The sequence below is a fragment of the Pseudomonas sp. LBUM1678 genome, assembly GCF_059695575.1.
This window is the reverse complement of sequence record NZ_CP166775.1, coordinates 3,068,771-3,091,149: the sequence shown is the minus strand read 5'-3', so window position 1 is coordinate 3,091,149 and position 22,379 is coordinate 3,068,771. Positions and strand designations below refer to the sequence as shown.

22 protein-coding genes are annotated in these 22,379 nt (G+C 59.5%); 6 read left to right on the top strand and 16 right to left on the bottom strand.

The genetic code is table 11. The features are described from left to right. Positions 1–21 precede the first annotated feature (21 nt). The 8 genes from ACA070_RS14295 to ACA070_RS14260 all read right to left on the bottom strand — a co-directional run bounded on the left by ACA070_RS14295 (position 22) and on the right by ACA070_RS14260 (position 8,926). Positions 22–1,095, bottom strand: coding sequence for a WD40/YVTN/BNR-like repeat-containing protein (locus ACA070_RS14295; protein WP_497451683.1), 1,074 nt, complete (start codon positions 1,093–1,095; stop codon positions 22–24). Between the two features lie 504 nt (positions 1,096–1,599). After that, positions 1,600–1,845 (bottom strand): hypothetical protein, encoded by a 246-nt coding sequence (locus tag ACA070_RS14290; protein WP_497451682.1) that lies wholly within the window; start codon positions 1,843–1,845, stop codon positions 1,600–1,602. 566 nt (positions 1,846–2,411) lie between these two features. Then, positions 2,412–5,069 carry an aminopeptidase N gene (gene pepN / locus ACA070_RS14285; protein ID WP_497451681.1) on the bottom strand — a complete coding sequence of 886 codons (2,658 nt, stop codon included), beginning with the start codon at positions 5,067–5,069 and terminating at the stop codon, positions 2,412–2,414. Between the two features lie 10 nt (positions 5,070–5,079). Continuing rightward, positions 5,080–5,910 (bottom strand): DUF2797 domain-containing protein, encoded by an 831-nt coding sequence (locus tag ACA070_RS14280; protein ID WP_461973993.1) that lies wholly within the window; start codon positions 5,908–5,910, stop codon positions 5,080–5,082. Next, positions 5,907–6,167, bottom strand: a complete 261-nt coding sequence (locus tag ACA070_RS14275; RefSeq protein WP_090183249.1) for a YeaC family protein — start codon at positions 6,165–6,167, stop codon at positions 5,907–5,909. Before ACA070_RS14275 ends, ACA070_RS14280 begins: the two co-directional genes overlap by 4 nt. 31 nt (positions 6,168–6,198) lie before the next feature. Continuing rightward, on the bottom strand, positions 6,199–7,068 hold the full coding sequence (locus ACA070_RS14270; RefSeq protein WP_497451680.1) for a rhomboid family intramembrane serine protease: 870 nt from the start codon (positions 7,066–7,068) through the stop codon (positions 6,199–6,201). Beyond that, positions 7,065–8,036 (bottom strand): metallophosphoesterase, encoded by a 972-nt coding sequence (locus ACA070_RS14265; RefSeq protein ID WP_497451679.1) that lies wholly within the window; start codon positions 8,034–8,036, stop codon positions 7,065–7,067. The genes ACA070_RS14270 and ACA070_RS14265 overlap by 4 nt, the downstream gene beginning before the upstream one ends. Continuing rightward, complete coding sequence (locus tag ACA070_RS14260; protein WP_010459816.1) at positions 8,036–8,926, bottom strand: NAD(+) kinase; 891 nt, start codon at positions 8,924–8,926, stop codon at positions 8,036–8,038. The genes ACA070_RS14265 and ACA070_RS14260 overlap by 1 nt, the downstream gene beginning before the upstream one ends. Positions 8,927–9,033: 107 nt before the next feature. Here ACA070_RS14260 and ACA070_RS14255 point away from each other — a divergent pair, with 107 nt between their 5' ends. Beyond that, positions 9,034–9,984 (top strand): DUF1853 family protein, encoded by a 951-nt coding sequence (locus tag ACA070_RS14255; RefSeq protein WP_497451678.1) that lies wholly within the window; start codon positions 9,034–9,036, stop codon positions 9,982–9,984. Positions 9,985–10,097: 113 nt separating this feature from the next. Here ACA070_RS14255 and ACA070_RS14250 read toward each other — a convergent pair whose 3' ends face one another. The 3 genes from ACA070_RS14250 to ACA070_RS14240 form a co-directional block, all read right to left on the bottom strand. After that, the gene (locus tag ACA070_RS14250) at positions 10,098–11,381 is read right to left on the bottom strand and encodes an arsenic transporter (RefSeq protein ID WP_461985958.1); all 1,284 of its coding nucleotides are present in this window, start codon (positions 11,379–11,381) and stop codon (positions 10,098–10,100) included. 31 nt (positions 11,382–11,412) lie between these two features. Next, positions 11,413–11,760: a metalloregulator ArsR/SmtB family transcription factor gene (locus ACA070_RS14245; protein WP_497451677.1), complete on the bottom strand. Its 348-nt coding sequence runs from the start codon at positions 11,758–11,760 to the stop codon at positions 11,413–11,415. Between the two features lie 245 nt (positions 11,761–12,005). After that, on the bottom strand, positions 12,006–12,566 hold the full coding sequence (locus tag ACA070_RS14240; protein ID WP_497451676.1) for an NADPH-dependent FMN reductase: 561 nt from the start codon (positions 12,564–12,566) through the stop codon (positions 12,006–12,008). 174 nt (positions 12,567–12,740) lie between these two features. On the opposite strand from ACA070_RS14240, the gene ACA070_RS14235 reads away from it, so the two are divergent. Beyond that, positions 12,741–13,001 (top strand): hypothetical protein, encoded by a 261-nt coding sequence (locus tag ACA070_RS14235; RefSeq protein WP_497451675.1) that lies wholly within the window; start codon positions 12,741–12,743, stop codon positions 12,999–13,001. An 88-nt stretch (positions 13,002–13,089) separates the two neighbouring features. Beyond that, a complete protein-coding gene (locus ACA070_RS14230; RefSeq protein WP_497451674.1) occupies positions 13,090–13,983 on the top strand; it encodes a LysR family transcriptional regulator in 894 nt (297 codons plus the stop codon). Here the strand turns inward: ACA070_RS14230 and ACA070_RS14225 are convergent. The 3 genes from ACA070_RS14225 to dnaQ all read right to left on the bottom strand — a co-directional run bounded on the left by ACA070_RS14225 (position 13,949) and on the right by dnaQ (position 17,950). Next, positions 13,949–14,563: a GNAT family N-acetyltransferase gene (locus ACA070_RS14225; RefSeq protein ID WP_462027382.1), complete on the bottom strand. Its 615-nt coding sequence runs from the start codon at positions 14,561–14,563 to the stop codon at positions 13,949–13,951. The two genes, ACA070_RS14230 and ACA070_RS14225, sit on opposite strands and share 35 nt — an antisense overlap. 14 nt (positions 14,564–14,577) lie before the next feature. Beyond that, entirely contained in the window at positions 14,578–16,833 is a 2,256-nt protein-coding gene (locus tag ACA070_RS14220) for an Orn/Lys/Arg family decarboxylase (protein ID WP_497451673.1), read from the bottom strand. A gap of 358 nt (positions 16,834–17,191) precedes the next feature. Continuing rightward, positions 17,192–17,950, bottom strand: coding sequence for a DNA polymerase III subunit epsilon (gene dnaQ, locus ACA070_RS14215; RefSeq protein WP_010459800.1), 759 nt, complete (start codon positions 17,948–17,950; stop codon positions 17,192–17,194). A 189-nt stretch (positions 17,951–18,139) separates the two neighbouring features. On the opposite strand from dnaQ, the gene ACA070_RS14210 reads away from it, so the two are divergent. After that, positions 18,140–18,445, top strand: a complete 306-nt coding sequence (locus ACA070_RS14210) for a DUF2388 domain-containing protein (protein ID WP_497451672.1) — start codon at positions 18,140–18,142, stop codon at positions 18,443–18,445. A 126-nt stretch (positions 18,446–18,571) separates the two neighbouring features. Here the strand turns inward: ACA070_RS14210 and rnhA are convergent, their stop codons facing one another. Together rnhA and ACA070_RS14200 are read right to left on the bottom strand one after the other, a co-directional pair. Further along, a complete protein-coding gene (rnhA, locus tag ACA070_RS14205; protein WP_008028618.1) occupies positions 18,572–19,024 on the bottom strand; it encodes a ribonuclease HI in 453 nt (150 codons plus the stop codon). Between the two features lie 91 nt (positions 19,025–19,115). Next, on the bottom strand, positions 19,116–19,874 hold the full coding sequence (locus tag ACA070_RS14200) for a class I SAM-dependent methyltransferase (RefSeq protein WP_131062911.1): 759 nt from the start codon (positions 19,872–19,874) through the stop codon (positions 19,116–19,118). A gap of 65 nt (positions 19,875–19,939) precedes the next feature. On the opposite strand from ACA070_RS14200, the gene gloB reads away from it, so the two are divergent. Next, positions 19,940–20,707, top strand: a complete 768-nt coding sequence (gene gloB / locus ACA070_RS14195) for a hydroxyacylglutathione hydrolase (protein WP_497451671.1) — start codon at positions 19,940–19,942, stop codon at positions 20,705–20,707. A 99-nt stretch (positions 20,708–20,806) separates the two neighbouring features. Then, on the top strand, positions 20,807–22,264 hold the full coding sequence (locus tag ACA070_RS14190; RefSeq protein WP_497451670.1) for a transglycosylase SLT domain-containing protein: 1,458 nt from the start codon (positions 20,807–20,809) through the stop codon (positions 22,262–22,264). Positions 22,265–22,379: the final 115 nt, after the last annotated feature.

The window sequence follows — 22,379 nt, the reverse complement described above, 5'->3', positions numbered from 1 at the left end:
CCTTCTTATTATTTGCCCGGCTCATTTGGACGACCCGTTTTTGCCATTCTCTGCGCTGGCGCCGGTTAACGAGGTGACGCGAACGCCGCCCTGTCCTGCCAGGATCAGATTGCCGTTGCCTGCCGCCGTCACTGCCGAAACGGAAATGCGATCCGGACGGTTGAACACGCTGAAGGTTTCGCCGTTGTCGTTGCTGCGGATCACCGAGCCGCCGTTGCCGACAATCACGATGGAGCCGTCGTCAAGCAGCGTTGCGCCGGACAGACCGAACTCCAGCGCACCGCGGGCAGCCTTGAGTTCGACTGGCTCCCATGTGGTGCCGAAATCGGTGGAGCGAAACAGATTGCCGCGCAACCCGTAGGCCAGCAGCGTATTGGCTTGAGCGGTGCCGATCACGCCGAACAGCGAACCTTCGTATGGGCCTTCAAGCTTTTCCCAGGTCTGGCCCCAGTCGGCGGAGCGGAACATGCTGCCCTGCTCGCCGACGATGAACAGCCCGGCATCCTTGACCGCCGCAATGCCGTTGAGGTGGTACTGGTCTTCGTTGTCGAGGCGATCGCTGACATCTTCCCAGTGCTTGCCACCGTCAGTGGTGGCCATCAACGCACCGTAGGCGCCCACGGCAAAGCCGCTGTTGACGTCCTGGAACCAGACGTCGAGCAGCGGCGATTCGCGTTTCAATTCTTCGAATTGTTTGGTCCAGGTGACACCACCGTCCTCGCTGGCGAGGATCTGGGCGTCATGGCCGACGGCCCAGCCGTGTTTGTCATCGGCGAAAAACACCGAAGTCAACAATTGCCGGGTAGGCACCTTGGCCTGGGTCCAGGTTGCACCCTGGTCATCAGAATACAGAATGTGCCCGCGATCCCCGACGGCCACCAGGCGCTTGCCGGCGTGCACGACGTCGAGCATCAGGCTCTTGGTGGCTTTGGCTGATTCAACGGAATACACAATGTCGGACGCTGGCGCCGCAGCGGCCAACGCAGGTGCCGACAGCACCGCACAACCCAACAGCGAGAGCGCTGTGGCCAGCAACGCGAACTTGCGTAATGCCGGCGGGCGGCAAATACCCACACCCATGACAGGCTCACTCATAGACCTTCCCCCATTATTATTGTTAGGTCGTTCAACCTTTCTGGGCGCCGTAAGGGGTGCTCATCGGGATTGCCTGTTCTGGAGCATAGTCCTGAAATGCGCAATCTAGAGCCCCTTCGGAAGCTGGCTTATCCTATCGGGGTTTGGAAAGGTCTGACAATCGACGCCACGTTATGTTTTGTTAACCTGAGGTGGATGGGGGGTTGGTTGAATGATTGGGTATCAGGTGGGGTGATTGGGGTTTCTGAGTTTGTTCGGTGTTCGGTGTTCGGTGTTCAGTGTACATATCCGTTTCTGCGGTAACGGCGGCTGGCGGTTTCGCTCTTACAGCGAGTCCCTTTTTCAAACGCCAAAAAGGAACCAAAAGGCTTCGCCCCGGCGTACGGCGCCTCGCTGAGGCTCCGCGTTCCCTCGCTACGGTGTCCATCAGGGGGCATCGCCTACGGTCTGCTTCGCGACGACCTCCTCTCGATGTGTGCGGCTTCGCCGCACGGCGCTGCGCGCCTAACCCCCTGATGAACACCTACGCTCGGCCTGCCGAAGGGGCGAGAGATCAAGATCAAGATCAAGATCAAGATCAAGATCAAGATCAAGATCAAAAGCCAAAGCCAAAGCCAAAGCCAAAGCCAAAGCCAAAGCCAAAGCCAAAGCCAAAGCCAAAGCCAAAGCCAAAGCCAAAGCATCCTCACACTGTAGGAGCGAGCCTGCTCGCGATTGCGGTAGTTCGATTAATATTGCTTTGCCTGACACACCGCCATCGCGAGCAGGCTCACCCCCACAGTGGATTGATGTACACCTGCAAGAAATCGGTCGGCTGTCAGGCCGCCTTCGCTGGCAGGCCAGCTCCCACATAAAGCAGAGCAACGTACGGCTTTTGTTTCTCACCACTCATCAGGCCGAGCGTTAGCTCGCCTTCAGCTCTTGATCTTGATCCACCCGCCCCTTTCGGGAGGCTGAGTGGAGGTGTTCATCCGGGGAGTGGCGCGTAGCGCCGTTCGACGCAGTCGAACACGCTGCATGTAGGTGGCGCGAAGCCAACCGGAGGGCAGTGTCCCCGGATGGATACCGGAGCGAAGGAACGCCGAGCCTTAGCGAGGGGCCGGACGCTCGGGGCGAGCCTTTTTTTGCTTACTTTTTTTTGGCGTTTCCGGTTTGAAAAAAAAGTGAGTCGCCGTAAGGGCGAAACCCTAAGCCGCCGTTACCGCAGGAATGGATATGTACTCAGTCAACAACAGCATGGTCGGCCCGAAGGCCGCCATTACAGCCAAGCCAACTCCCACAGGGCCCAAGTGAACCCCGAGGGAGCACAGCCAAACTCAAGCCAGGCTTTTGCTGACCACTTCAAACACATCACTGGACAGCTGACCCGAAGCACGAATCCGCTCCAGCTCACCTTTCATCAACGCCTGACGCGCGTCGTCGTATTTGCGCCAGCGAGTCAACGGCGCCAGTTGGCGAGAAGCGATCTGCGGGTTAAACCCGTTCAACTCAATCACCAGATCCGCCAGGAAGCGATACCCGGAACCGTCGGCCGCATGGAAGTTGATCAGGTTCTGCCCGGCAAACGCGCCGACCAGTGCCCGCACCTTGTTCGGGTTCTTGATGTTGAACGCCGGATGCTCCATCAACTGACGAACACGCTCCAGACCACCCGGCAACGTGCTGCCCGCCTGGACACTGAACCACTGATCCATGACCAGCGGATTGTCTTTGAAGTGCTCGGCAAAACTCGCCAGCGCCCGGGCTTTGTCTTCTTCATAGGGCGAGTTGACCAACACCGCCAACGCCGTCAGGCGTTCGGTCATGTTGTCGCTGGTCTCGAATTGTTCAAGCGTCGCCGCCAATACTTCCGGCTTGCCGCTGAGCATCAGGTACGACAGCGCAATGTTCTGCAACGCGCGACGCGCAAAATGCTCCGCCTCAGCCACATACGGGGTCTTCTTCGACAGGTCACGGTTGGCCTGATAACGCAGCCACAACGCTTCGAACAAACCCTCAGCCAATTGCTTGCGGGCAAACTCGCGAGCGATATGGATGGCATCGACGTCAGCCACTTCGCTGATTTCAGTCAGGTACGCCTCGCCCGGCAGCGAAAGCATCTCCGCAACCATCGCCTGGTCCAGCGTCTCGTCGGACAGCACGGTGCGCAAGGCAGAAATCAGGCGCTGATCCAGCACCAGTTTCTCGCCCTTCTGCTGCTGAGCGATCAGCTCCTGCAGCACCTGCACCGACAATTGCTGACCGGCATCCCAACGGTTGAAACCGTCGCTGTCGTGCTGCATCAGGAACATCAGTTGATCGCGGTTGTACGGGAAGCTCAGTTTCACCGGTGCCGAGAAGCCGCGCAGTAACGAAGGCAGCGGCTGTTCGGCGATGTCGACGAAGGTGAAGGTCTGCTCGGCTTCGGTCACCGAAATGACCCGCGAAGTACCCTGAACGCGGTCTTCTCCGGAAAGACGCAACGCAATGGCCGCCCCTTTCGAATCCAGCAGGCCCAATTCCACAGGAATCACGAACGGCAGTTTTTCCACCTTGTCCGGGGTTGCCGGGCAGCTCTGGCGGAAGGTCAGGCTGTAGGTTTTCGCTGCCGCATCGTAAGACTCGCTCACCGCCAGACGCGGCGTACCGGCCTGGCTGTACCAGCGTTTGAACTGGGTCAGGTCGACACCGTTGGCATCTTCCATGGCTTTGATGAAGTCATCGCACGTCACGGCCTGGCCGTCATGGCGTTCGAAGTACAAGTCGCTGCCTTTGCGGAAGCCTTCGGCGCCGAGCAAGGTGTGGATCATGCCGACCACTTCCGAACCCTTTTCGTACACGGTCAGGGTATAGAAGTTGGAAATCTCGATGAAGCTGTCCGGGCGCACGGCGTGAGCCATGGGACCTGCGTCTTCGGCAAACTGATGGGTACGCAGATAAGCCACGTCCTGGATGCGCTTCACGGTGGCCGAGTTCATATCGGCGGAGAAACCAGAATCGCGGAACACGGTGAAGCCTTCCTTGAGCGACAACTGGAACCAGTCGCGGCAGGTCACGCGGTTGCCCGACCAGTTGTGGAAGTACTCGTGGGCGACGATCGCTTCTACACGCTGGTGCGCGGCGTCGGTCGCGGTTTCGGCGCGGGCCAGCACGGCGCTGGAGTTGAAGATGTTGAGGCCCTTGTTCTCCATGGCGCCCATGTTGAAGTCGTTGACCGCGACAATCATGAAGATGTCCAGATCGTACTCGCGACCGTAGACCTCTTCGTCCCAGCGCATCGACTTCTTCAGGCTATTCATCGCGTGCTGGCATTTGTCGATGTTTTCCGGCTCGACGTAAATGCGCAGCGCGACGGAGCGCTCACTCATGGTGGTGAAGGTGTCTTCGACGCACCACAAGTCACCGGCCACCAGCGCGAACAGGTAGGCCGGTTTCTTGAACGGGTCTTCCCAGGTCGCCCAGTGCCGGCCCTCTTCGCCAGGACCTGAGGCAATCGGGTTGCCGTTGGACAGCAACACCGGATAGCTGTGCTGCTCGGCGACGACCGTGGTGGTGAAGGTGCTCATCACGTCCGGGCGGTCGAGGTAATAAGTAATCTTGCGGAAGCCTTCGGCCTCGCACTGGGTGCAGAACATCGTGCCGGATTTGTACAGGCCTTCCAGCGCAGTGTTGGTTTCCGGGTGGATCTTGACGCTGGTATCGACCGTGAACGTGGTGCTGGTCGGGTGCAGGGTCAGGTGGTTTTCGGTCAATTGGTAGTCGGCTGCGCTCAACTCGTTGTCGGCCAGGGTGACCGACAGCAGTTCGAGTTGCTGGCCATCCAGCACCAGCGGCGGCAGGCCCGGGCCACGATCAGGATTACGGCGCATCACCAGTTGCGCATGGACCAGGCTGTGGTCCTCGAACAACTCGAAGGTCAGGTGCGTCTCGTCGATCAGGTACTCGGGCGCCTGATAGTCCTTCAGGTAAATCATCTTCGGTTGTTCGGTGCGCATGCTGGAGTCCTTACTGATGCACGGCGAGCTGATAAGCCGTGTATTTACGAATATTGATCACGCCGGTGTCAAAAATCAGGTACTGGCCCTTGATCCCCAACAGCGTGCCTTCGGCAATCGGATTCTTGTCCAGGTTGAAGCTGACGATCTTGGCCGGGTATTGCTCGACCGGATAGCGGATTTCGAGGACGTCTACATCGGCAATAGTCTGGATTGCTTGTAGGCCGAATCGTTCCTGCAAACCTTGCAACCCTTCGGCGCAACTGTCGAACAACTGATCGCGGACCTCGGCCAGGTTCACCGACACCGCGTCGCCCTTGAGTAAAGCACGCCAATTGGTCTTGTCCGCCACTTGACTGCGGAACAGGTCTTCGACGAAACCCGATTGCTGGCGGGTCGAGACGCGCATGATTGGCAATGCCTGACGGGCGCCCTGGTCGATCCAGCGAGTCGGCAGTTGGGTGGCACGGGTAATCCCAACCTTAACCCCGGATGAGTTCGACAGATACACAATGTGATCGGTCATGCAGAACTTCTCGCCCCACTCCGGCTCACGGCAAGTGCCAGCGTCGTAGTGGCAACGCTCCGGGCTCATGATGCAGAGATCGCACTGCGCCAGTTTCGTCATGCACGGGTAGCAATAGCCCTGGCTGAAACTGGTTTTGGTCTTGCGCCCGCAATGGGAGCAATGGATCGCCCCCAGGTATTCCAGACGCACCGTGGAGCCGATCAATGGATTGACCGGCACCTCGACGTCATCCAGACGAAACGCGTATTGCACGTTCGGCCCGTCAAGGCGCGCCGACATTTTGCTGATTGCACCGCGGCCAATCTCAATCAATGGACGGCATCCGACTTGAACAGGATGTTCGGCACGCTGATCGACTTCGAACTGCATTCCTGCGGGCCCATGTAGCCAGTACGCTCTTCCTCGGGCAGGTTCTGGATTTCCCAGGCGATCATCGCTTGCAACGACAGTTCGCGTTGCTCGGCGGTGAGTTTGCCACCGTCGGACCATTTGCCGATTTCCACCGCCAGTTTCAGGCTCTGGTAAATATCGGGGGTGATGTTTTGAATCATTTCGTTAAAAGAGGACATCAAGGGCTCCGCTCTTTAATACATAACTGATTTAGACGGCCAGTTTACGGCGGTTGTACAAACCACCCAACAAACCGGTCAAGCATCCGACGAGCAACCCGCTGACGTGGGCGGCGTTTGCGATTTCACCGAAACCGATCATCGAGACCAGCCCCGACAGGCACAGCACCAGCCACACCAGCATCATGACCAGCACACCGCGCGGCAGGCGATAAGCCGGGTTCGGCGACAACAACTGGAAAATCCAGCAATGCCCGAGCAAGCCGTACAGCACACCGGACAACCCGCCAAACAAGGTCGGACCGCTGAAAACAAACTGGGCGTAGTTGGAAACCAGGCTGAAGAGCAAGGTCAGGCCGATCAGGTTGATGCTGCCCTGGCGCGACTCGATACGCCGGCCCAGCTCCCAGTACCACATGCCGTTCATGGCCAGGTGCAGGATGCTGAAGTGGATCAGCATCGGCGTCACCAGGCGCCACCACTGCCCCGCCGCCAGGCTGTCAGCCAAGGGCACAAAATGGATGTACTCGCCGACAATGCGGAAATCGAGGAAGGTCAGCCAGCGCAGCGTGTCGAGGTTTTCGCCCAGCAGCGTCACCGCACCGACAATCAGGCTCAGCAGCAACACCAACCCGGTCGCCTTGGCATGACGCAGCTGCTCGACGAAACCGGGCCGCTTGGTGGTTTGCGCGACCGGAATGTCCAGCTGCTGATCCGGGTCGCCCGCCGGGAAACGTTCATATAAGGAGCGAACGTCTTCGCTGATATTGGCCGGCACCCACAGCACCTGCTCGCCCGCCTCTTCGCTGACCCGATGCGGCACCTGCATGCGTTGCAACAATTTGACGAACCCACTCAAATCCACCGCCAGCGGCAGACGTAAAACGGCAACGGTACTCATTGCAGCACCTCCGGCCGCTCGACATCGACCCAGACAAATTTTTGCGGGTCGAGACGGGTTTCCTGATCCAGACGATAGGCGACCAGTTTGCCGTAAAGCACCGCGCTGTAATCCAGGCAGGCCAGGTTCGGGCGGATCGGTGCCGGTTTACCGCTGCGCCAGTAGTGCCCAACGAACAACAGCGGCTCATCGACGCCGTAACGCAGCAAGGTATTTTTTTCGGTGGACGACAGTGGCGTCTGGGCCACGGGGTCGGGCAAGGCGTCAGGCTGGAACACAATGTCTCCGTAGGTTTGCGGGTCATCTTCCCAGAACTTGGTGCGGAAGAACGATCGCGTCAGGCCATCGCCGCTGGTCATGGTCAGCCCGTGGGGTAGACGCATGTCGGTGCCACGCAGCAAGCGATCGAACACGGTGCAGGCGAAACTGCCCGGCACGGCGGAGGCCTGGAGGAAATGTTCGTCGACGCAGCCATTGGGGAACAGCGCTCGCAGCGGTTCGATCAGGCCGGAATCCCAGCAGGCGTGCACCACCCGGAATCGTCCGGCATCCACGAACAAGGGCAATTCGTAGAACCATTGCTGGAAGTCATGCCAGTCACCGGGATGATCTTCAAACTGGGTCAGGGTTTCACCGAGCAGGCGCGCGTGACGCGGCGTGTGTTCGCGCACGAACTGCTTGCCGCTGCCCGGCGGCGCCGGCGTGGCCCAGCCAAGGGCGTTGAATTCATGGTTGCCCATGATGCACAGCGCCTGACCGGCCTCGACCATGTCGTGGACGATGTGCAGCGCCTCGCGAATCCGCGGGCCGCGGTCAATGATGTCACCGACGAACACCGCCATGCGCGACGGATGCCGCCAGACGCCACCTTGTTTGTGGTAACCGAGCCGGTCGAGCAAGTGCTCAAGGGTCAGAGCGCAACCGTGCACGTCACCGATCAGGTCGTAGCTACGCGCGGGATCGAGCATCAGTCGCCTCCACCACCCAACCGGCTGCCCCAGCCAAGCTTGGTCCGGCAGACCTCATAGTAGTTGTGGTCGAGCGGGTGAATCAGCCGCAGCTTCTGGGCTTTTTTGCTGATGGTGATGGTGTCACCCGGCGCGCAGGTGAAATGGTTCTGCCCGTCACAGGAGACTTGCGGGTAAATTTGCATATCTTTGGACACGACGATTTTCAGCTCACTGTTGCCATCGACCACAATCGGCCTGCCCGACAAGGTATGGGGGTACATCGGCACAATCACAATAGCATCGAGCTTGGGGTGCATGATCGGTCCGCCCGCCGACAGCGCGTAGGCGGTCGAACCGGTGGGCGTGGCGACGATCAGGCCGTCAGCCTTCTGGCTGCAGACGAACTGGCCGTCGATGTACAGCTCGAATTCGATCATCCGCGTCGATTTGCCGGGGTGCAGCACCACGTCGTTCAGTGCGTCGCCCTGGCCGATGGCCTCGGCGTGGCGTCGCACTTCGGCTTGCAGCAGGAAGCGGTTTTCCACCAGATAGTGGCCGTCGAGCACTTCGGCGACTTTGACTTCCAGTTCATCAGGGCGAATATCGGTCAGGAAGCCGAGGCTGCCGCGGTTGATGCCGAGCACCGGAATATTGTGTCGGGCCAAGGCACGCGCGGCGCCGAGCAGGCTGCCGTCACCGCCGACCACAATCACCATGTCACATACTTCGCCGAGCATCTTGCGTGACGAGGTTTGCAGGCCATGACCCGGCAGGACTTCGGCGATGGTGTCTTCGAGGATCACGTGCAGGTGACGATCGAGCAGAAACCGTTTCAGTCGGCGGACGGTATCCAGCACCTGCGAACTGCCCAGGCGACCGATGATGCCGATATTACGAAATTGCTCCATGAGGTTCCTGCGCGACGGTGAAAAACTCGATTATGGTCGAAAGCGCGGGATAGACAAAATCCTTTCAGCCACAAGGGTGTACTCATGTTTAGGGCTATGCTCGCAAGATGATCCTATTTCCCGATTTGCTCCAGTTACCCCACCAGTTGCGCCACCCCGAAGTGCGCGACCTGGCCTGGGTCATCCTCGCGCCGCCGATGCTCGACATCACCCCGTGGCCGCAACGCCATCCGCTGGCCGGCAGCGACTGGGTGCGGGCGCCGGAGCGGCTGGAACAGTGGCTGAGACAACTCGACCGTGACAGTTATGACTTGCTGCACTGGCTGGCACAGGCCAGGACCCGGCGACTGGGCCTGTATTACGAAAGACTGTGGCAATACGCCGTGCGTCATGCGCCGGGTATCGAGTTGATTGCCGCCAACATGCCGATCCGCCGCGAAGGCCACACGCTGGGTGAGCTGGACATGCTGTTGCGCGACCGTGATGGCGTGCATCACCTGGAACTGGCAATCAAACTTTATCTGGGCCCGCAGAAGGGTGACGGACACGACACGGCGCAGTGGCTCGGGCCGGGTTGTCATGATCGTCTGGACCGCAAACTGGCGCACCTGACGCAACATCAGTTACCGATTTCCGCCCGACCAGAAAGCCGCGAGGTGCTGGCGGCGCTGGATATCCAGCAGTTCAGCGCGCATTTGTGGCTGGGCGGCTATCTGTTGTATCCGTGGCCAGGACAAGCCGAACCACCCAACGGCGCGCATCCGCAGCATTTGCGCGGCAGCTGGCTGCATCAGAAGGACTGGGCGGATTTTGTCGTGCAGCGCCCGTTCGGCCGCTGGCAACCCCTGCCCCGCCATGCCTGGCTGGCGCCGGCGCATTATCCGGTGGAACAGACCTGGAATACCGAGCAGTTGAATGCGTGGCTCAACGATCTGGAGCCTTTGGCCCCGGCGCAGTTGATGGTGCGGCTGATCGAGAATGCAGAGGGAGATTGGGAGGAAGCGGAGCGGTTGTTTCTGGTGGCGGATCTTTGGCCGAATGTGCCGGGTAGTGGTTGAGATTTGTAGTGGCTGGACTGGCCCCTTCGCGGGCAAGCCTCGCTCCTACAGGATTTCTGCGCTCACCAAATCCCTGTAGGAGCGAGGCTTGCCCGCGAAGGGGTCGCCCCGGTCTAGATGGACAACCGCAAAGCCAAAGCCGCCAAGGTCACCAACAAAACCGGCACCGTCAACACAACCCCGACCTTGAAGTAATACCCCCAGCCAATCTGAATATTCTTGCGCTGCAGCACATGCAACCACAGCAACGTCGCCAGGCTACCAATCGGGGTAATTTTCGGCCCCAGATCGCTGCCAATAACGTTGGCATAAATCATCGCCTCCTTCACTGCCCCTGTGGCCTGGCTTGCATCGATCGACAGCAAACCAATCAACACTGTCGGCATGTTGTTCATCATCGACGACAACAGCGCCGTCAGCACGCCCGTGCCCATGGCCGCGCCCCAAACGCCGTAATTCGCAAACCCATCCAGCCACCCGGCCAGATACCCGGTAAGCCCGGCATTGCGCAGGCCATACACCACCAGGTACATGCCCAGAGAGAAAATCACGATCTGCCACGGTGCTTCTTTAATTACCTTGCGCGTGGAAATCTTGTGGCCACGGGCGGCGATGGCCAGCAGCAACGCCGCGCACACGGCGGAAATGGCGCTGATCGGAATGCCCAGCGGTTCAAGGGCAAAGCAGCCGAGCAGAAGAATCACCAGCACCACCCAACCGGCATAAAACGTGGTCTTGTCATGGATCGCGGTTGACGGAAGTTCCAGTTGTTCGGGGTCGTAATCCTTGGGAATGTCACGACGGAAAAACCACATCAGCATCGCCAGCGTGGCGGCGACACTGACGAAGTTGACCGGAATCATGACCGCCGCATAACGGTTGAAGGTGATATTGAAGAAGTCCGCCGAAACGATGTTCACCAGGTTCGACACCACCAACGGCAGGCTCGCGGTGTCGGCGATGAAACCGGCGCCCATCACGAACGCCAGGGTGGCGGCCGGGGAAAAGCGCAGCGCCAGCAGCATGGAAATCACAATCGGCGTCAGAATCAGCGCCGCGCCGTCGTTGGCAAACAATGCCGACACCAGCGCGCCGAGCAGCACCATATAAGCAAAGAGTTTGCGCCCGCTGCCCCGCCCCCAGCGGGCCACGTGCAAGGCTGCCCAGGCAAAGAACCCCGCCTCGTCCAGCAGCAGACTGATGATGATCAGTGCCACGAAGGTGCCGGTGGCGTTCCAGATGATCTGCCACACAATCGGGATGTCACCCAGGTGCACCACCCCGAAAATCAGCGCCAGCACTGCGCCGAATACCGCACTCCAGCCCACTCCCAGGCCTTTGGGTTGCCAGATCACCAGGGTGATTGTCAGCAGAAAAATCAGCGACGCGATGAGCATGCGGAGCAGCCTTTAAAGAAAAATCGGGGGATTAGCAGCAGCGTACCGGGCGATCAGCCATAGCCTGCAAACGGTCGACATCAGCGGCCAGCCACTCAGCGTGATCGGCCAGTGCGCCCTGCAACAGCGTGATGACCCACGGCGACAATTGCGGGTGCAGGCGATAAAAAACCCACTGCCCCTGACGCCGGTCCGTCAGCAATCCATTGCTGCGCAACTGCGCCAGATGACGGGAGATCTTTGGCTGGCTAAGCTCCAGCCCGGCCGTCAACTCACACACGCACAACTCGCCTTCGCGGGCGATCAACAGTGCGATTCGACTGCGGGTGTCATCGGCCAGGGCCTTGAAGATATCGACGGGGTTGCGAGAGCTGGACATGAAGGAACACGCCTCTGGACAAACGAGGCGTGAATATATGGAATTTCGAATATGCAGTAAAGCAAAGACTGAAAACTTGGTCTTTGTAGCAGCTGCCGAGCAACGCGAGGCTGCGTCCGGCGACGTAGTCGTCGTGAAATCAGACCCTGCGGTGCATCAGGAAAACCGCACTCGCAAGGTTTACGACGACTTCGTCGCCGAACGCAGCCTCGCGCTGCTCGGCAGCTGCTACACGGGTTTTCCAGTCACTCTTTTTTGTGTTGCTCGACCCACTTTCCATAAGCATCGATAAACTTTTGCAAGAACGGCCTCACCGATTCGGACAATTTGCCCGCCTCATCGAACGCCGAACCCGCACCACTCAGGTAGGCTTCCGGTTGCTGCATGCACGGCACGTCCAGAAACACCATGGACTGGCGCAAATGATGGTTGGCCCCAAACCCGCCGACAGCGCCCGGTGAAACGCTGATCACCGCTCCTGGCTTGCCGCTCCATGCGCTCTTGCCATACGGGCGCGATCCCACGTCGATCGCATTCTTCAGCGGCGCCGGCACCGAGCGGTTGTATTCAGGGGTGACGAACAGCACTGCGTCGGATGAACTCACTTGTTGTCGGAAAGTGCTGTAGGCTGCCGGCGGTGAAGTTCCATCGATGTCTTCGTTGTAGAGCGGCAGATCGCCGATTTCGACGATGGTGAGCTTGAGATTGTCAGGCGCCAGGTCGGCCAGGGCCAGTGCAACCTTGCGGTTGATCGATTCCTTTCTCAAGCTGCCGACCAGTACGGCGATCGTGTAGACGTTGCTCATGGAAGATTCTCGACTGTTCGGTGGAAAGACTTGTAGTTATAGATGACGATTCACCCAGTGGGCTGTTGAATTCACCGCCCATGACTATTTTTTTCCTGTAGGAAAACTTACTTCGCTTAACCACGGTCTACAGAACCGCAAATTGAGTGATTTATCTCCAGAGGTTCTAAGCAGATGGCAGCAGTACTCGTCGGTCAGTTCCATGCAAGAGACGCGGAAGGCCGCGTTTATTCCGTGCATGAGTTCCAGGAATCCACCCCCTCGCATGACGGCCTCACTGGCTCGGTGCCTGTGACCACCTACAAACTGGCCATTGGCGATCGCGTCAACAAGCTCGACGACAACCAATTTCTGCTGGTGCAATCGAACATCACCATCGTGCGCGAGCCTGACACCTACGTCGGCAGCCGGCCGGAAACCACCACCGCCTCATAACCCTGCGTTATGAGCAGAAGTCATATGCGCGCACTTGAGTTAGGATTCAGTCACTGACTCCCTCACCTGCTGAACATGGACTTCACGCATGCGTTTACGTCATATCGAAGTGATCCACGCGCTCCTGCAGACCGGTCACCTGGGCACCGCCGCCGAATGGCTGCAGTTGCCGGTGGCCGAGGTTGAAAGCATTCTGCGCGACGCCGAGGACCAGTTGGGATTCATGCTGTTTTCCAGCGTGCGTGGACGTCTGCAGGCAACACGTGAGGCGCGGGAGCTACAGGTTGAAATCGCCCACGTCTACGACGCGCTTGAGCCGGTCCAGCGAATGGCCAGCAGCCTCAAGCAATATCAGGCGCACCCGCTGCGCATCATCTGCACCCCGCCGTTGGCGCAACAGTTGTTGCCCCACAGCATCGCGGCCCTGCGCCGACGCCTTCCCGATGCGCCTTGCACCCTGCTGAGCCAACCCACCCGCGAGATCGTCAGAAGCCTGCTGCTGCGTGAAAGCGATCTGGGGCTGAGCCTGCATGATCCCGACCACGCCGACATTCATTGCCAGGTGATTGCCCAGGGCAAACTTCAGCTATTGGCGCCCCATGGCTGGCTGCAACCGAAACAGAAGTACATTTCGTTGCAGGACCTGGCCGGCCAGTCGATGGTTGGCCTGGAAGGTCATGATCCGCTGAGCCCGGCGCTCGATAATAAATTGCATGCCTTGCGCCCTGCCCCGGTCATCCAGACGCGGGTGCAGACTCATCAAATGATGCGCAGCATGGTCGAGGCCGGCGAAGGCCTGGCGATCGTCGACCCGTTTACCGCCCTCGGCGCCAAGTCGAGCGGGCTGGATGCTTGCCCGCTGGCGCCTGCGGTACCGATCAGCCTGTATGCCCTGACCCTGAAGAACGGCGAGCCAATGCCCGCCGTTCAGGTGCTGCTGGAGATCATCACGGTACAAGCCGCGGCGATGTTGTCGAGCTGAGCGGATTTTCCAGCGGATTATCGAACAAGCGATACCAGAACAGCGCCACTTCGGCGGTATTCGGGTCAATGCCGCGATAACGCAGATGATCGATCCCGCCAATCACAAAACCACAGCGCTCATACAGTCGACAGGCACCCAGATTGTTGTTCTGGGTTTCGAGCATGATGCCCGGCAGTTTCTTCTTGCGGCTCCAGAACTGCGCCACGTCCAGCAACGCCTTGGCCACACCGTGCCGGCGCGCCGGCGCATGCACGGCCAACTCGTCGATATGAGCGAAGCCGTTCCAATTGGTGCTGACCACCAGATGGCCGACGGGCTCGTCATCGAGATAAGCCATGAACACCGCACTGTCGGCCGCATCGCGGAAACTGCTGAACTCTTCGGGATCAATGCCGTAGCACTTTCGATAAGGGGTGATCGGCGTTACCGGCCACTGCTCCACTGGCTTGCCGATTTCGGCTGCGCCATAGGCCGCGACTTCAAAACTGAAGTCGCTGCCCCAGATATAAGGCGCGAAACCCTCGTCGGCGACACGCACCGAGAGGCCTGGGTATTTGGGATTCATGATCGGTTGCATGCTGGGAAAGGTCCTCACTCCTTGATGCAATCAACGGTGTAAAGCCGTCCATTGCCCTCGTCTTCGTGTTGCAGTCCATGCACATCAGCGACAAACCCGGGGAAACTACTATCGAACGTGCGAGCAAACGACAGGTAATCGATGATCGACCGGGTCGACTCGGTGAACCGCTCACCCGGCATGATCAACGGGATACCTGGCGGATACGGCACCAGCATCACCGCGGCAATTCGCCCCTCCAGGGCATCGATCGATACCGCCTCCACTTCACCACGCACCAAATGATCATAGGCGTCCGCCGGCTTCATGGCGATTTCCGGCAGCACGGTGTACATGCGCTTGAGGTGTTTAGCCGTAGCATTGCTGCGATAACAGGCGTGCAATTGATCGCACAAATCCCGCAAACCCATGCCTTGATAACGCGCGACGTTCTGTTGCGCCACGCACGGCAGGCACGTAGCCAGACTGACATTGGCGTCGTAACTGCGCTTGAACTCCAGCAACTCGGTCAGCAGCGTGCTCCATTTGCCTTTGGTGATGCCCATCGAGAACAGCACCAGGAATGAATAGAGGCCAGTCTTCTCGACCACCAACCCACGTTCCCACAGAAACTTGCTGACCACCGCCGCCGGAATCCCGCGCTCGCTCAGTGCACCACCCGCCGTCAGGCCGGGCATGACCAGGGTGACCTTGATCGGGTCGAGCAACACGTAATCGTCGGTCACGCCACCAAAGCCGTGCCAGTCGGCGTCGGGTTGCAGCAGCCAGTCTCCGGTGACAACACGGTCGATGCCTTCCACCGAGGGCGGCTGCCAGATGGAAAACCACCAGTCATCCGCAGCGATGTGCTGACGCAAATTGGCCAGGGCCCGGCGAAAGCTCAGCGCCTCGTCGAACATCTCCTGCAACAGCGAGCTCCCGGCCGGGCCTTCCATCATCGCCGATGCGACGTCCAGCGACGCGATGATGCTGTACTGCGGCGATGTCGAGATATGCATCATGAACGCTTCATTGAAGCGGTCGCGGTCCAGTTGCCGCGCACCGCCGTCCTGAACATGAATCATTGAAGCCTGGCTAAACGCGGCCAACAGCTTGTGCGTGGAGTGCGTGGTGAAAACCAGCGGACTGTCTTCAGTACGGGACGTGCCCATGCCGTAACGGCCGGCGAAAAACTCGTGGAACGCCGCGTAGGCATACCAGGCCTCGTCGAAATGCAGGACCTCGACGCTGTTGCCCAGTTTCTGCTTGATCAACTCGGCGTTGTAGCACAGGCCGTCGTAGGTCGAATTGGTCACCACGGCCAACTTGACCTTGGGCTCACGGCCCTGGGTCAGCGGGCTGGCGTTGATCTTGGCCTGAATCGACTCGCGGCTGAATTCGCTCAGCGGAATCGGGCCGATGATCCCCAGTTCATTGCGCTCCGGGCACAGGTACAGCGGAATCGCGCCGGTCATGATGATCGAGTGCAGCACCGACTTGTGGCAGTTGCGGTCCACTAGCACCAGGTCGTCGCGAGCGACCATCGAATGCCAGACGATTTTGTTGGCGGTCGAGGTGCCATTGATCACGAAAAAGGTGTGGTCGGCGCCGAAATTGCGCGCCGCCCTGGCTTCCGCCTCGGCTAGTGGACCTGTGTGATCGAGCAACGAGCCCAATTCCGGCACCGATACCGACAGGTCCGAACGCAGGGTGTTTTCCCCAAAGAACTGGTGAAAGGCCTGGCCGACCGGGCTCTTGTGATACGCCACGCCGCCGCCATGTCCGGGGGTGTGCCAGGAATAATTGGAGTCGGCGGTGTGTTGCACCAGCGCCTTGAAAAAGGGCGGGAGCAGACCATCAAGGTATTTGCGGGCCGCCCGGGCCACTTGCCGGGCGAGGAAGGGCACGGTGTCTTCGAACAGATAGAGAATGCCGCGCAGCTGATTGAGCTCGGCCATGGCGTCGGCCGGAGCGTTTTCCAGCGTTACTTGTTCGCCCAGCGCGAAGATCGGCAAGTCCGGCGCACGCACCCGCGCCAGGCCGATCAGCTCAGCCATATTGTGTAACAGATGCGAATGGGCGCTGGCGTCTTCAGCGGCAATCAACATGCAGGAGAGGCCGTGATGGGTCGAAGCAACCAGCCGTCCTTCGGTGTAATCCACCGCCGAAACAATGCTGAAGCCTTCCTGCTCCAGCTCCCGGGCGATGCCACGCACGCGATCGCCGGCGACGGTGTCGGCCTTGATGTCGCGGTGGACGATCAAAACCGGGAATTTCAAATCTTTATACATGGGGCTCAGTGTCCTGAGGCTGCAGACCGTGGCCTGCCAATATGCTCAGGGTAGAGGGTTGAAGCGGATGTGGCGAGCGTCGATGCCCCGAAGCGGGTCAATGAGTGCACCATCATGTGGCCATCAAACACTAGCTGAAATAGAGACGCTGGCCCTTTGTAGCAGCTGCCGAGCTGCGCGAGGCGGCGTCCGGCGACGAAGTCGTCGTGAGACCATTCCCGCGGAGTGCCAGGAAAATCGCATTCGCAGGGTTTACGACGACTTCGTCGCCGGACGCCGCCTCGCGCAGCTCGACAGCTGCTACAGGCCACGTGTGCCGGTTCTACTCAACAAATGCCTGGCCACGATATTTGACAGGTCAAGCCTGCGCCTTGGCCTCGACCAGTTGCTGCCACAGCGATGGGGCGCCGGCGGACTTGGCGATGGCTTCCAGACGCGCTACGTGCCGGGCCAGGTCGTCTTCGCTGGCGGGGATGATCCGGGTCGGCTGGCGATCGGCTGGCAAGCGGCGGATTTCGGTGGCTGAGTTGTCCGCGCCTTCGCCGGAACCGTTGCCATCGGACGCATTACCGGCCAGCGACAGGCTGGTCTGGCCGCCGGTCATGGTCAGGTAAACGTCGGCGAGGATCTCGGAGTCGAGCAAGGCGCCGTGGAGTTCACGGCCAGAGTTGTCGACGCCATAACGTTTGCACAACGCATCGAGGCTGTTGCGCTGTCCCGGGTGACGTTCCCGGGCCATCATCAGGGTGTCGAGGATCGAGCAATGCTGCGTGATGTCCGCACGATCGTGCTGGCCCATCAAGGCGAATTCGTTGTTGATGAAGCCAACGTCGAACGCCGCGTTATGGATGATCAGCTGCGCGCCCTTGATGAATTCGAAAAACTCATCGGCCACTTCAGTGAAACGCGGTTTGCCCACGAGGAATTCGTTGGTGATGCCGTGGACGCCGATGGCGCCTTCGTCACTCTCGCGATCCGGTTGCAGGTAAACGTGGAAATGCCGGCCCGTGAGGCGCCGACCGATCAACTCGACACAACCGATTTCGATAATCCGGTGGCCGTCGGTCACCGGCATGCCGGTGGTTTCGGTATCGAGTACAACGGATCTGGTGGCCATCAGTGCTCAGCTCTCAACGGGTCAATCGTGCAAAAGCGGCGATGTTAACACGCTCGCGGGATCCGGCGCGCGCACAGCCAGGTGACTGACGCTCATGCAGTTTTTAACAAACATTAGCAATGTTCATAAAGTCTGGAGTAGTACGGCTTGTTAGCGTGCGGTGCTTGTTTCCAAGGGATTGAGTCCGCCATGAAGACCGCACGATTTCTATTATTGAGTACCTGCTTGTGGGGTACGGGCGCGCAGGCCACCAGTTTGGTGATCAGTACTGACGTGACGGTTAGTTTGACGCTGAGCTCGAGCAAAGGCACGAGCGGGTCATTCAGCGATGACAAGATTGTGCTGGCGGCGAAAGATGATGCGGCAGCGTTTGTGGCGAGCGAGGGGGCGATCCGCGGGGCGCGGATCGAGGCGGCGTTTTTGCGGATTCGTGGGGTGATTCCGGAAAAGTCCTATACCGACCAACAACTGGCGAGTGCGATCTTGATGCTGTGAACCCGTCACATGATCGTTCCCACGCTCTGCGTGGGAATACTTCAAGGGACGCTCCGCGTTCCAATGGGACGCAGAGCGTCCCGGGCTGCATTCCCACGCGGAGCATGGGAACGATCAGTCTGAGGCTCAAGCTTGTTTGTACCCGCGCACTTCATCCACGCCACGGTTGGCCAGTTGGTCGGCCCGTTCGTTGCCGTGGTGGCCGATGTGCCCGCGCACCCATTTCCAGGTGACGTTGTGGCGGTTGACCTGCTCGTCCAGCAATTTCCACAAGTCAGCGTTTTTGACCGGTTCCTTCGCCGCCGTTTTCCAGCCGCGCTTCTTCCAGTTGTCCATCCACTCGTTGATGCCCTTCATCACGTACTGGGAGTCGGTCACCAGCAGCACGTCGCAGGAACGCTTGAGCTCCTCCAGGCCGCGGATCGCGCCCATCAGCTCCATGCGGTTGTTGGTGGTATTGGCTTCGCCGCCCCACAGTTCCTTTTCCACGCCTTTGCACACCAGCAATGCGCCCCAGCCGCCAGGGCCAGGGTTGCCTTTGCAGGCGCCGTCGGTGAACAGTTCTACGCTATCGCTCATGCCAATCTATCCAGAAAATGCGGTGGCTCGCCGATCAGTGACCGACGATGCCCGAGGCCGGGGCGAACCCGGCCGGGAAATAAAGAGTGTCTTACGGTTCGATGTTGCGACGGTTGACCTTGGCCATCGGCAATGGAATCAGCTTGCCCATCGGTTCGCGCCGCTCCTGACGGACCGGCCGCAGGCCCACCACGATCTTGCGCGCCACCAATAAATAGAAGCCGCCACCCGACAGTTGCCAGTCACCAGCCTTGCGCTCCCAACCGGCCAAACGAGCCTGCCAGGCGGGTGACGCAAGCGGCGGACGATAGCACCCGAAGCGGCGTTTCTCCAGCGCGAAGCCCAGTAGATTCAGCCAGTCGCCGACCCGCGACGGCGAGATGCAGCGCGCCTTGCGCAACCCATCGTGGGCAAACACATGGCGCAAACCCCAGCTGCTCCACGGATTGATCCCGATGATCAGCAGATGCCCGCCGGGCCGTACGCTGCTCGCGGCTTCACGCAGCAAACCGTGGGGTGACAGGCAGAAATCCAGACCATGCTGCATCACCACCACATCAGCGGCGTGCTCGCTCAACGGCCAGGCCTGCTCTTCGCAGACGATCTCGACACCCGGCAACGGTGCACCGAGCCGCACATTGCGTTGTACTTGCGGTGCAGACGGTGGCGTCTGGGCGGACGGACCGTAATGCACCAGGTAGCCACCGAAGAAGCGGCCCAGCTCGTCTTCGAGCATGCGTCGTTCTTCGTCCAGCAAAAATTGCCCGATGGGGCCGGACAGCCATTCACGGGCTGCGCTGATCAATGCCAGCCAGTCAGGATCGGCCTGAGCGAACGCTTTATCGGTCATTGCATTCTCCAACGCGCCAGGAAGTTCTAAGATGCGCCATTGTTTTCCGCTTGGCGAATTCGACGATGATACAGATCAGTGCCCTGCCCGCCTTCACCGACAACTACATCTGGTTGTTACAAGACCACAACACCCATCGCTGCGCTGTGGTCGATCCGGGAGATGCTGCGCCCGTGCAAGCCTGGCTGGCAGCGCATCCGGGTTGGGTATTGAGCGATATTCTGATCACTCATCACCATCATGATCATGTCGGCGGCGTCGAGCAGCTGAAAAAAGCGACGGACGCGAAAGTCTACGGCCCGGCCAGCGAAACCATCCCGATGCGGGATATGGCGCTCAAGGACAACGATCGCGTCAACGTGCTGGGCTGGGACTTCGATGTCTTCGCCGTTCCCGGACATACTCTGGGACATATTGCCTATTACCATCACGGCCTGCTGTTCTGCGGCGACACCCTCTTTGCCGCCGGTTGCGGGCGCTTGTTCGAAGGCACGCCAGAGCAGATGCACACCTCGCTGAGCCGCCTCGCTGCCCTGCCTGAAGATACGCTGGTCTATTGCACCCACGAATACACCCTGAGCAACCTGAAGTTTGCCGCAGCGGTCGAACCGGGCAACCCGGACACTGCCGCACGTCTGGAAAAAGTCACCGCGCAACGTGAAGCCGGAATCATGACGCTGCCCTCTACTCTGGCGCTTGAAAAGCAGACCAACCCCTTTTTGCGTGTCGACGAAACATCCGTTAAAGAAAAAGTGGACGAACGGAATGGAACCCAAAACCGGGCTCCGAGTGCGGTCTTTGCTGCTCTTCGGGCTTGGAAAGATAAGTTCTAACTAGCCGGCCCGTTGGTACAAAAATTCTGAATGGTTGACCGCAAGGGGTACGCTTTCTAGAATCGCCCGACATTTTTGCCCGGAACTTACTTCCAGCCAATGTCGTCATCTATTCGTAAAGCCATCAATTCAGACGCATTGACCCGCTTGGCTCAAGCCATAGCGGTGGCTGTGTCCGCCACTCTGGCGGGCTGTTCCAGCCATGTGCCGCAGACCGAAGCGACACACGTTCCGAATATTGCCGCGCGAGCCAAGCAGAAAACTATCTGGCTTAGCGAAAAGCCGACTCCACAAATTCCACAAGATGTCTGGGAGCGCATGCGGCAGGGCTTCCAGTTGCAGGACAGCCTGGGCGTCAACCCGCGCATCGAGCAACAGCGCCTGTGGTTCGCCAGTAACCCGTCCTTCCTCGAAAACGCCGGTGAACGTGGCAGCCTCTACATTCATTACATCGTCGAACGCCTTGAAGAACGCAACATGCCGCTGGAACTGGCGCTGTTGCCGGTGATTGAAAGCGCCTACAACCCGATGGCCTATTCCCGGGCCAACGCGGTTGGCTTGTGGCAATTCATCCCCTCCACCGGGCGTTACTTCAACCTGCGTCAGACCCGTTTCTATGATGGCCGTCGCGACATCACCGCCTCGACCACCGCGGCCATGGATTACCTGACCCGCCTGCACGACATGTTCAACGGTGACTGGTTGCTGGCCCTGGCAGCCTACAACGCGGGTGAAGGCACGGTCAGCCGCGCCATCGAGCGCAACGAAAAACTTGGCCTGCCAACCGATTACTGGAACCTGCCGCTGCCAGCGGAAACCCAGGCTTATGTGCCGAAGTTGCTGGCCTTGTCCCAGGTCGTGCTGGCCCCCGAAGCCTACGGCGTGAACCTCAACCCGATCGCCAACGAACCGTACTTCCAGGTCGTCGAAATCAACCAGCGCATGGACCTGTCCAAGGTTGCCGCAGTGGCCAACATCGACGAAGACGAACTGTTCCAGCTCAACCCGGCCTTCAAACAGCGCACCACCATCGACGGTCCCCAGCATTTGCTGGTGCCAACGTCCAAGGCGCAATTGCTGACCGCCAGCCTCTCGACCATGCGTCCTGAAGAGTTGATCAGCAAGAAGCAGATCAAACCGGTCTTCGAAGGTGCTGATGAATCCGAAATTGCCAGCCTCAAACGTGCCTACCGCGTGAAACGCGGCGACAACCTCGCGGCCATCGCCAAGGCCAACAAGGTCGACGTCAAGGACCTGCAGCGCTGGAACAAGATGACCGGCAAGAACCTCAAGGTCGGCCAGACCCTGGTGATGCAGGACACCAACAAGCGCAGCAGCGGCGGTCGCGTTAACACGGTCGTGGCGGCGAACAGCAAGGCAAACAGCAAGGCGTCCAAAGAAAAGCCGCAGACCCAGTACAAAGTCAAGCAAGGTGACTCGTTGTACATAGTCGCCAAGCGCTTCAATGTCGAGATGCAACACCTCAAGCGCTGGAACCCGCGTGTCGGCCAGGCGTTGAAGCCTGGGCAGATGTTGACGGTTTCTTCGCCGCGCTAAAAACGAGCCCCTGATTTTCAGGGGCTTTTTTTGCCCCCAAAGTTTTGCTCAAATCCCTGTAGCAGCCGGCGAAGCCTGCGTTCGGCTGCGCAGCAGTCGTAAAACCTGAGAATGC

Excerpts from the sequence above, each read along its gene's own strand:
- ACA070_RS14230 (WP_497451674.1), top strand. The coding sequence starts at position 13,090 with ATGCGTTTACGTCATATCGAAGTGATCCACGCGCTCCTGCAGACCGGT.
- ACA070_RS14260 (WP_010459816.1), bottom strand. The coding sequence starts at position 8,926 with ATGGAGCAATTTCGTAATATCGGCATCATCGGTCGCCTGGGCAGTTCG.
- ACA070_RS14225 (WP_462027382.1), bottom strand. The coding sequence starts at position 14,563 with ATGCAACCGATCATGAATCCCAAATACCCAGGCCTCTCGGTGCGTGTC.
- ACA070_RS14250 (WP_461985958.1), bottom strand. The coding sequence starts at position 11,381 with ATGCTCATCGCGTCGCTGATTTTTCTGCTGACAATCACCCTGGTGATC.
- gloB (WP_497451671.1), top strand. The coding sequence starts at position 19,940 with ATGATACAGATCAGTGCCCTGCCCGCCTTCACCGACAACTACATCTGG.
- ACA070_RS14265 (WP_497451679.1), bottom strand. The coding sequence starts at position 8,036 with ATGCTCGATCCCGCGCGTAGCTACGACCTGATCGGTGACGTGCACGGT.
- ACA070_RS14200 (WP_131062911.1), bottom strand. The coding sequence starts at position 19,874 with ATGACCGATAAAGCGTTCGCTCAGGCCGATCCTGACTGGCTGGCATTG.
- ACA070_RS14275 (WP_090183249.1), bottom strand. The coding sequence starts at position 6,167 with ATGTCCTCTTTTAACGAAATGATTCAAAACATCACCCCCGATATTTAC.
- ACA070_RS14240 (WP_497451676.1), bottom strand. The coding sequence starts at position 12,566 with ATGAGCAACGTCTACACGATCGCCGTACTGGTCGGCAGCTTGAGAAAG.
- ACA070_RS14210 (WP_497451672.1), top strand. The coding sequence starts at position 18,140 with ATGAAGACCGCACGATTTCTATTATTGAGTACCTGCTTGTGGGGTACG.
- rnhA (WP_008028618.1), bottom strand. The coding sequence starts at position 19,024 with ATGAGCGATAGCGTAGAACTGTTCACCGACGGCGCCTGCAAAGGCAAC.
- dnaQ (WP_010459800.1), bottom strand. The coding sequence starts at position 17,950 with ATGGCCACCAGATCCGTTGTACTCGATACCGAAACCACCGGCATGCCG.
- ACA070_RS14270 (WP_497451680.1), bottom strand. The coding sequence starts at position 7,068 with ATGAGTACCGTTGCCGTTTTACGTCTGCCGCTGGCGGTGGATTTGAGT.
- ACA070_RS14245 (WP_497451677.1), bottom strand. The coding sequence starts at position 11,760 with ATGTCCAGCTCTCGCAACCCCGTCGATATCTTCAAGGCCCTGGCCGAT.
- pepN (WP_497451681.1), bottom strand. The coding sequence starts at position 5,069 with ATGCGCACCGAACAACCGAAGATGATTTACCTGAAGGACTATCAGGCG.
- ACA070_RS14190 (WP_497451670.1), top strand. The coding sequence starts at position 20,807 with ATGTCGTCATCTATTCGTAAAGCCATCAATTCAGACGCATTGACCCGC.
- ACA070_RS14220 (WP_497451673.1), bottom strand. The coding sequence starts at position 16,833 with ATGTATAAAGATTTGAAATTCCCGGTTTTGATCGTCCACCGCGACATC.
- ACA070_RS14255 (WP_497451678.1), top strand. The coding sequence starts at position 9,034 with ATGATCCTATTTCCCGATTTGCTCCAGTTACCCCACCAGTTGCGCCAC.
- ACA070_RS14235 (WP_497451675.1), top strand. The coding sequence starts at position 12,741 with ATGGCAGCAGTACTCGTCGGTCAGTTCCATGCAAGAGACGCGGAAGGC.
- ACA070_RS14295 (WP_497451683.1), bottom strand. The coding sequence starts at position 1,095 with ATGAGTGAGCCTGTCATGGGTGTGGGTATTTGCCGCCCGCCGGCATTA.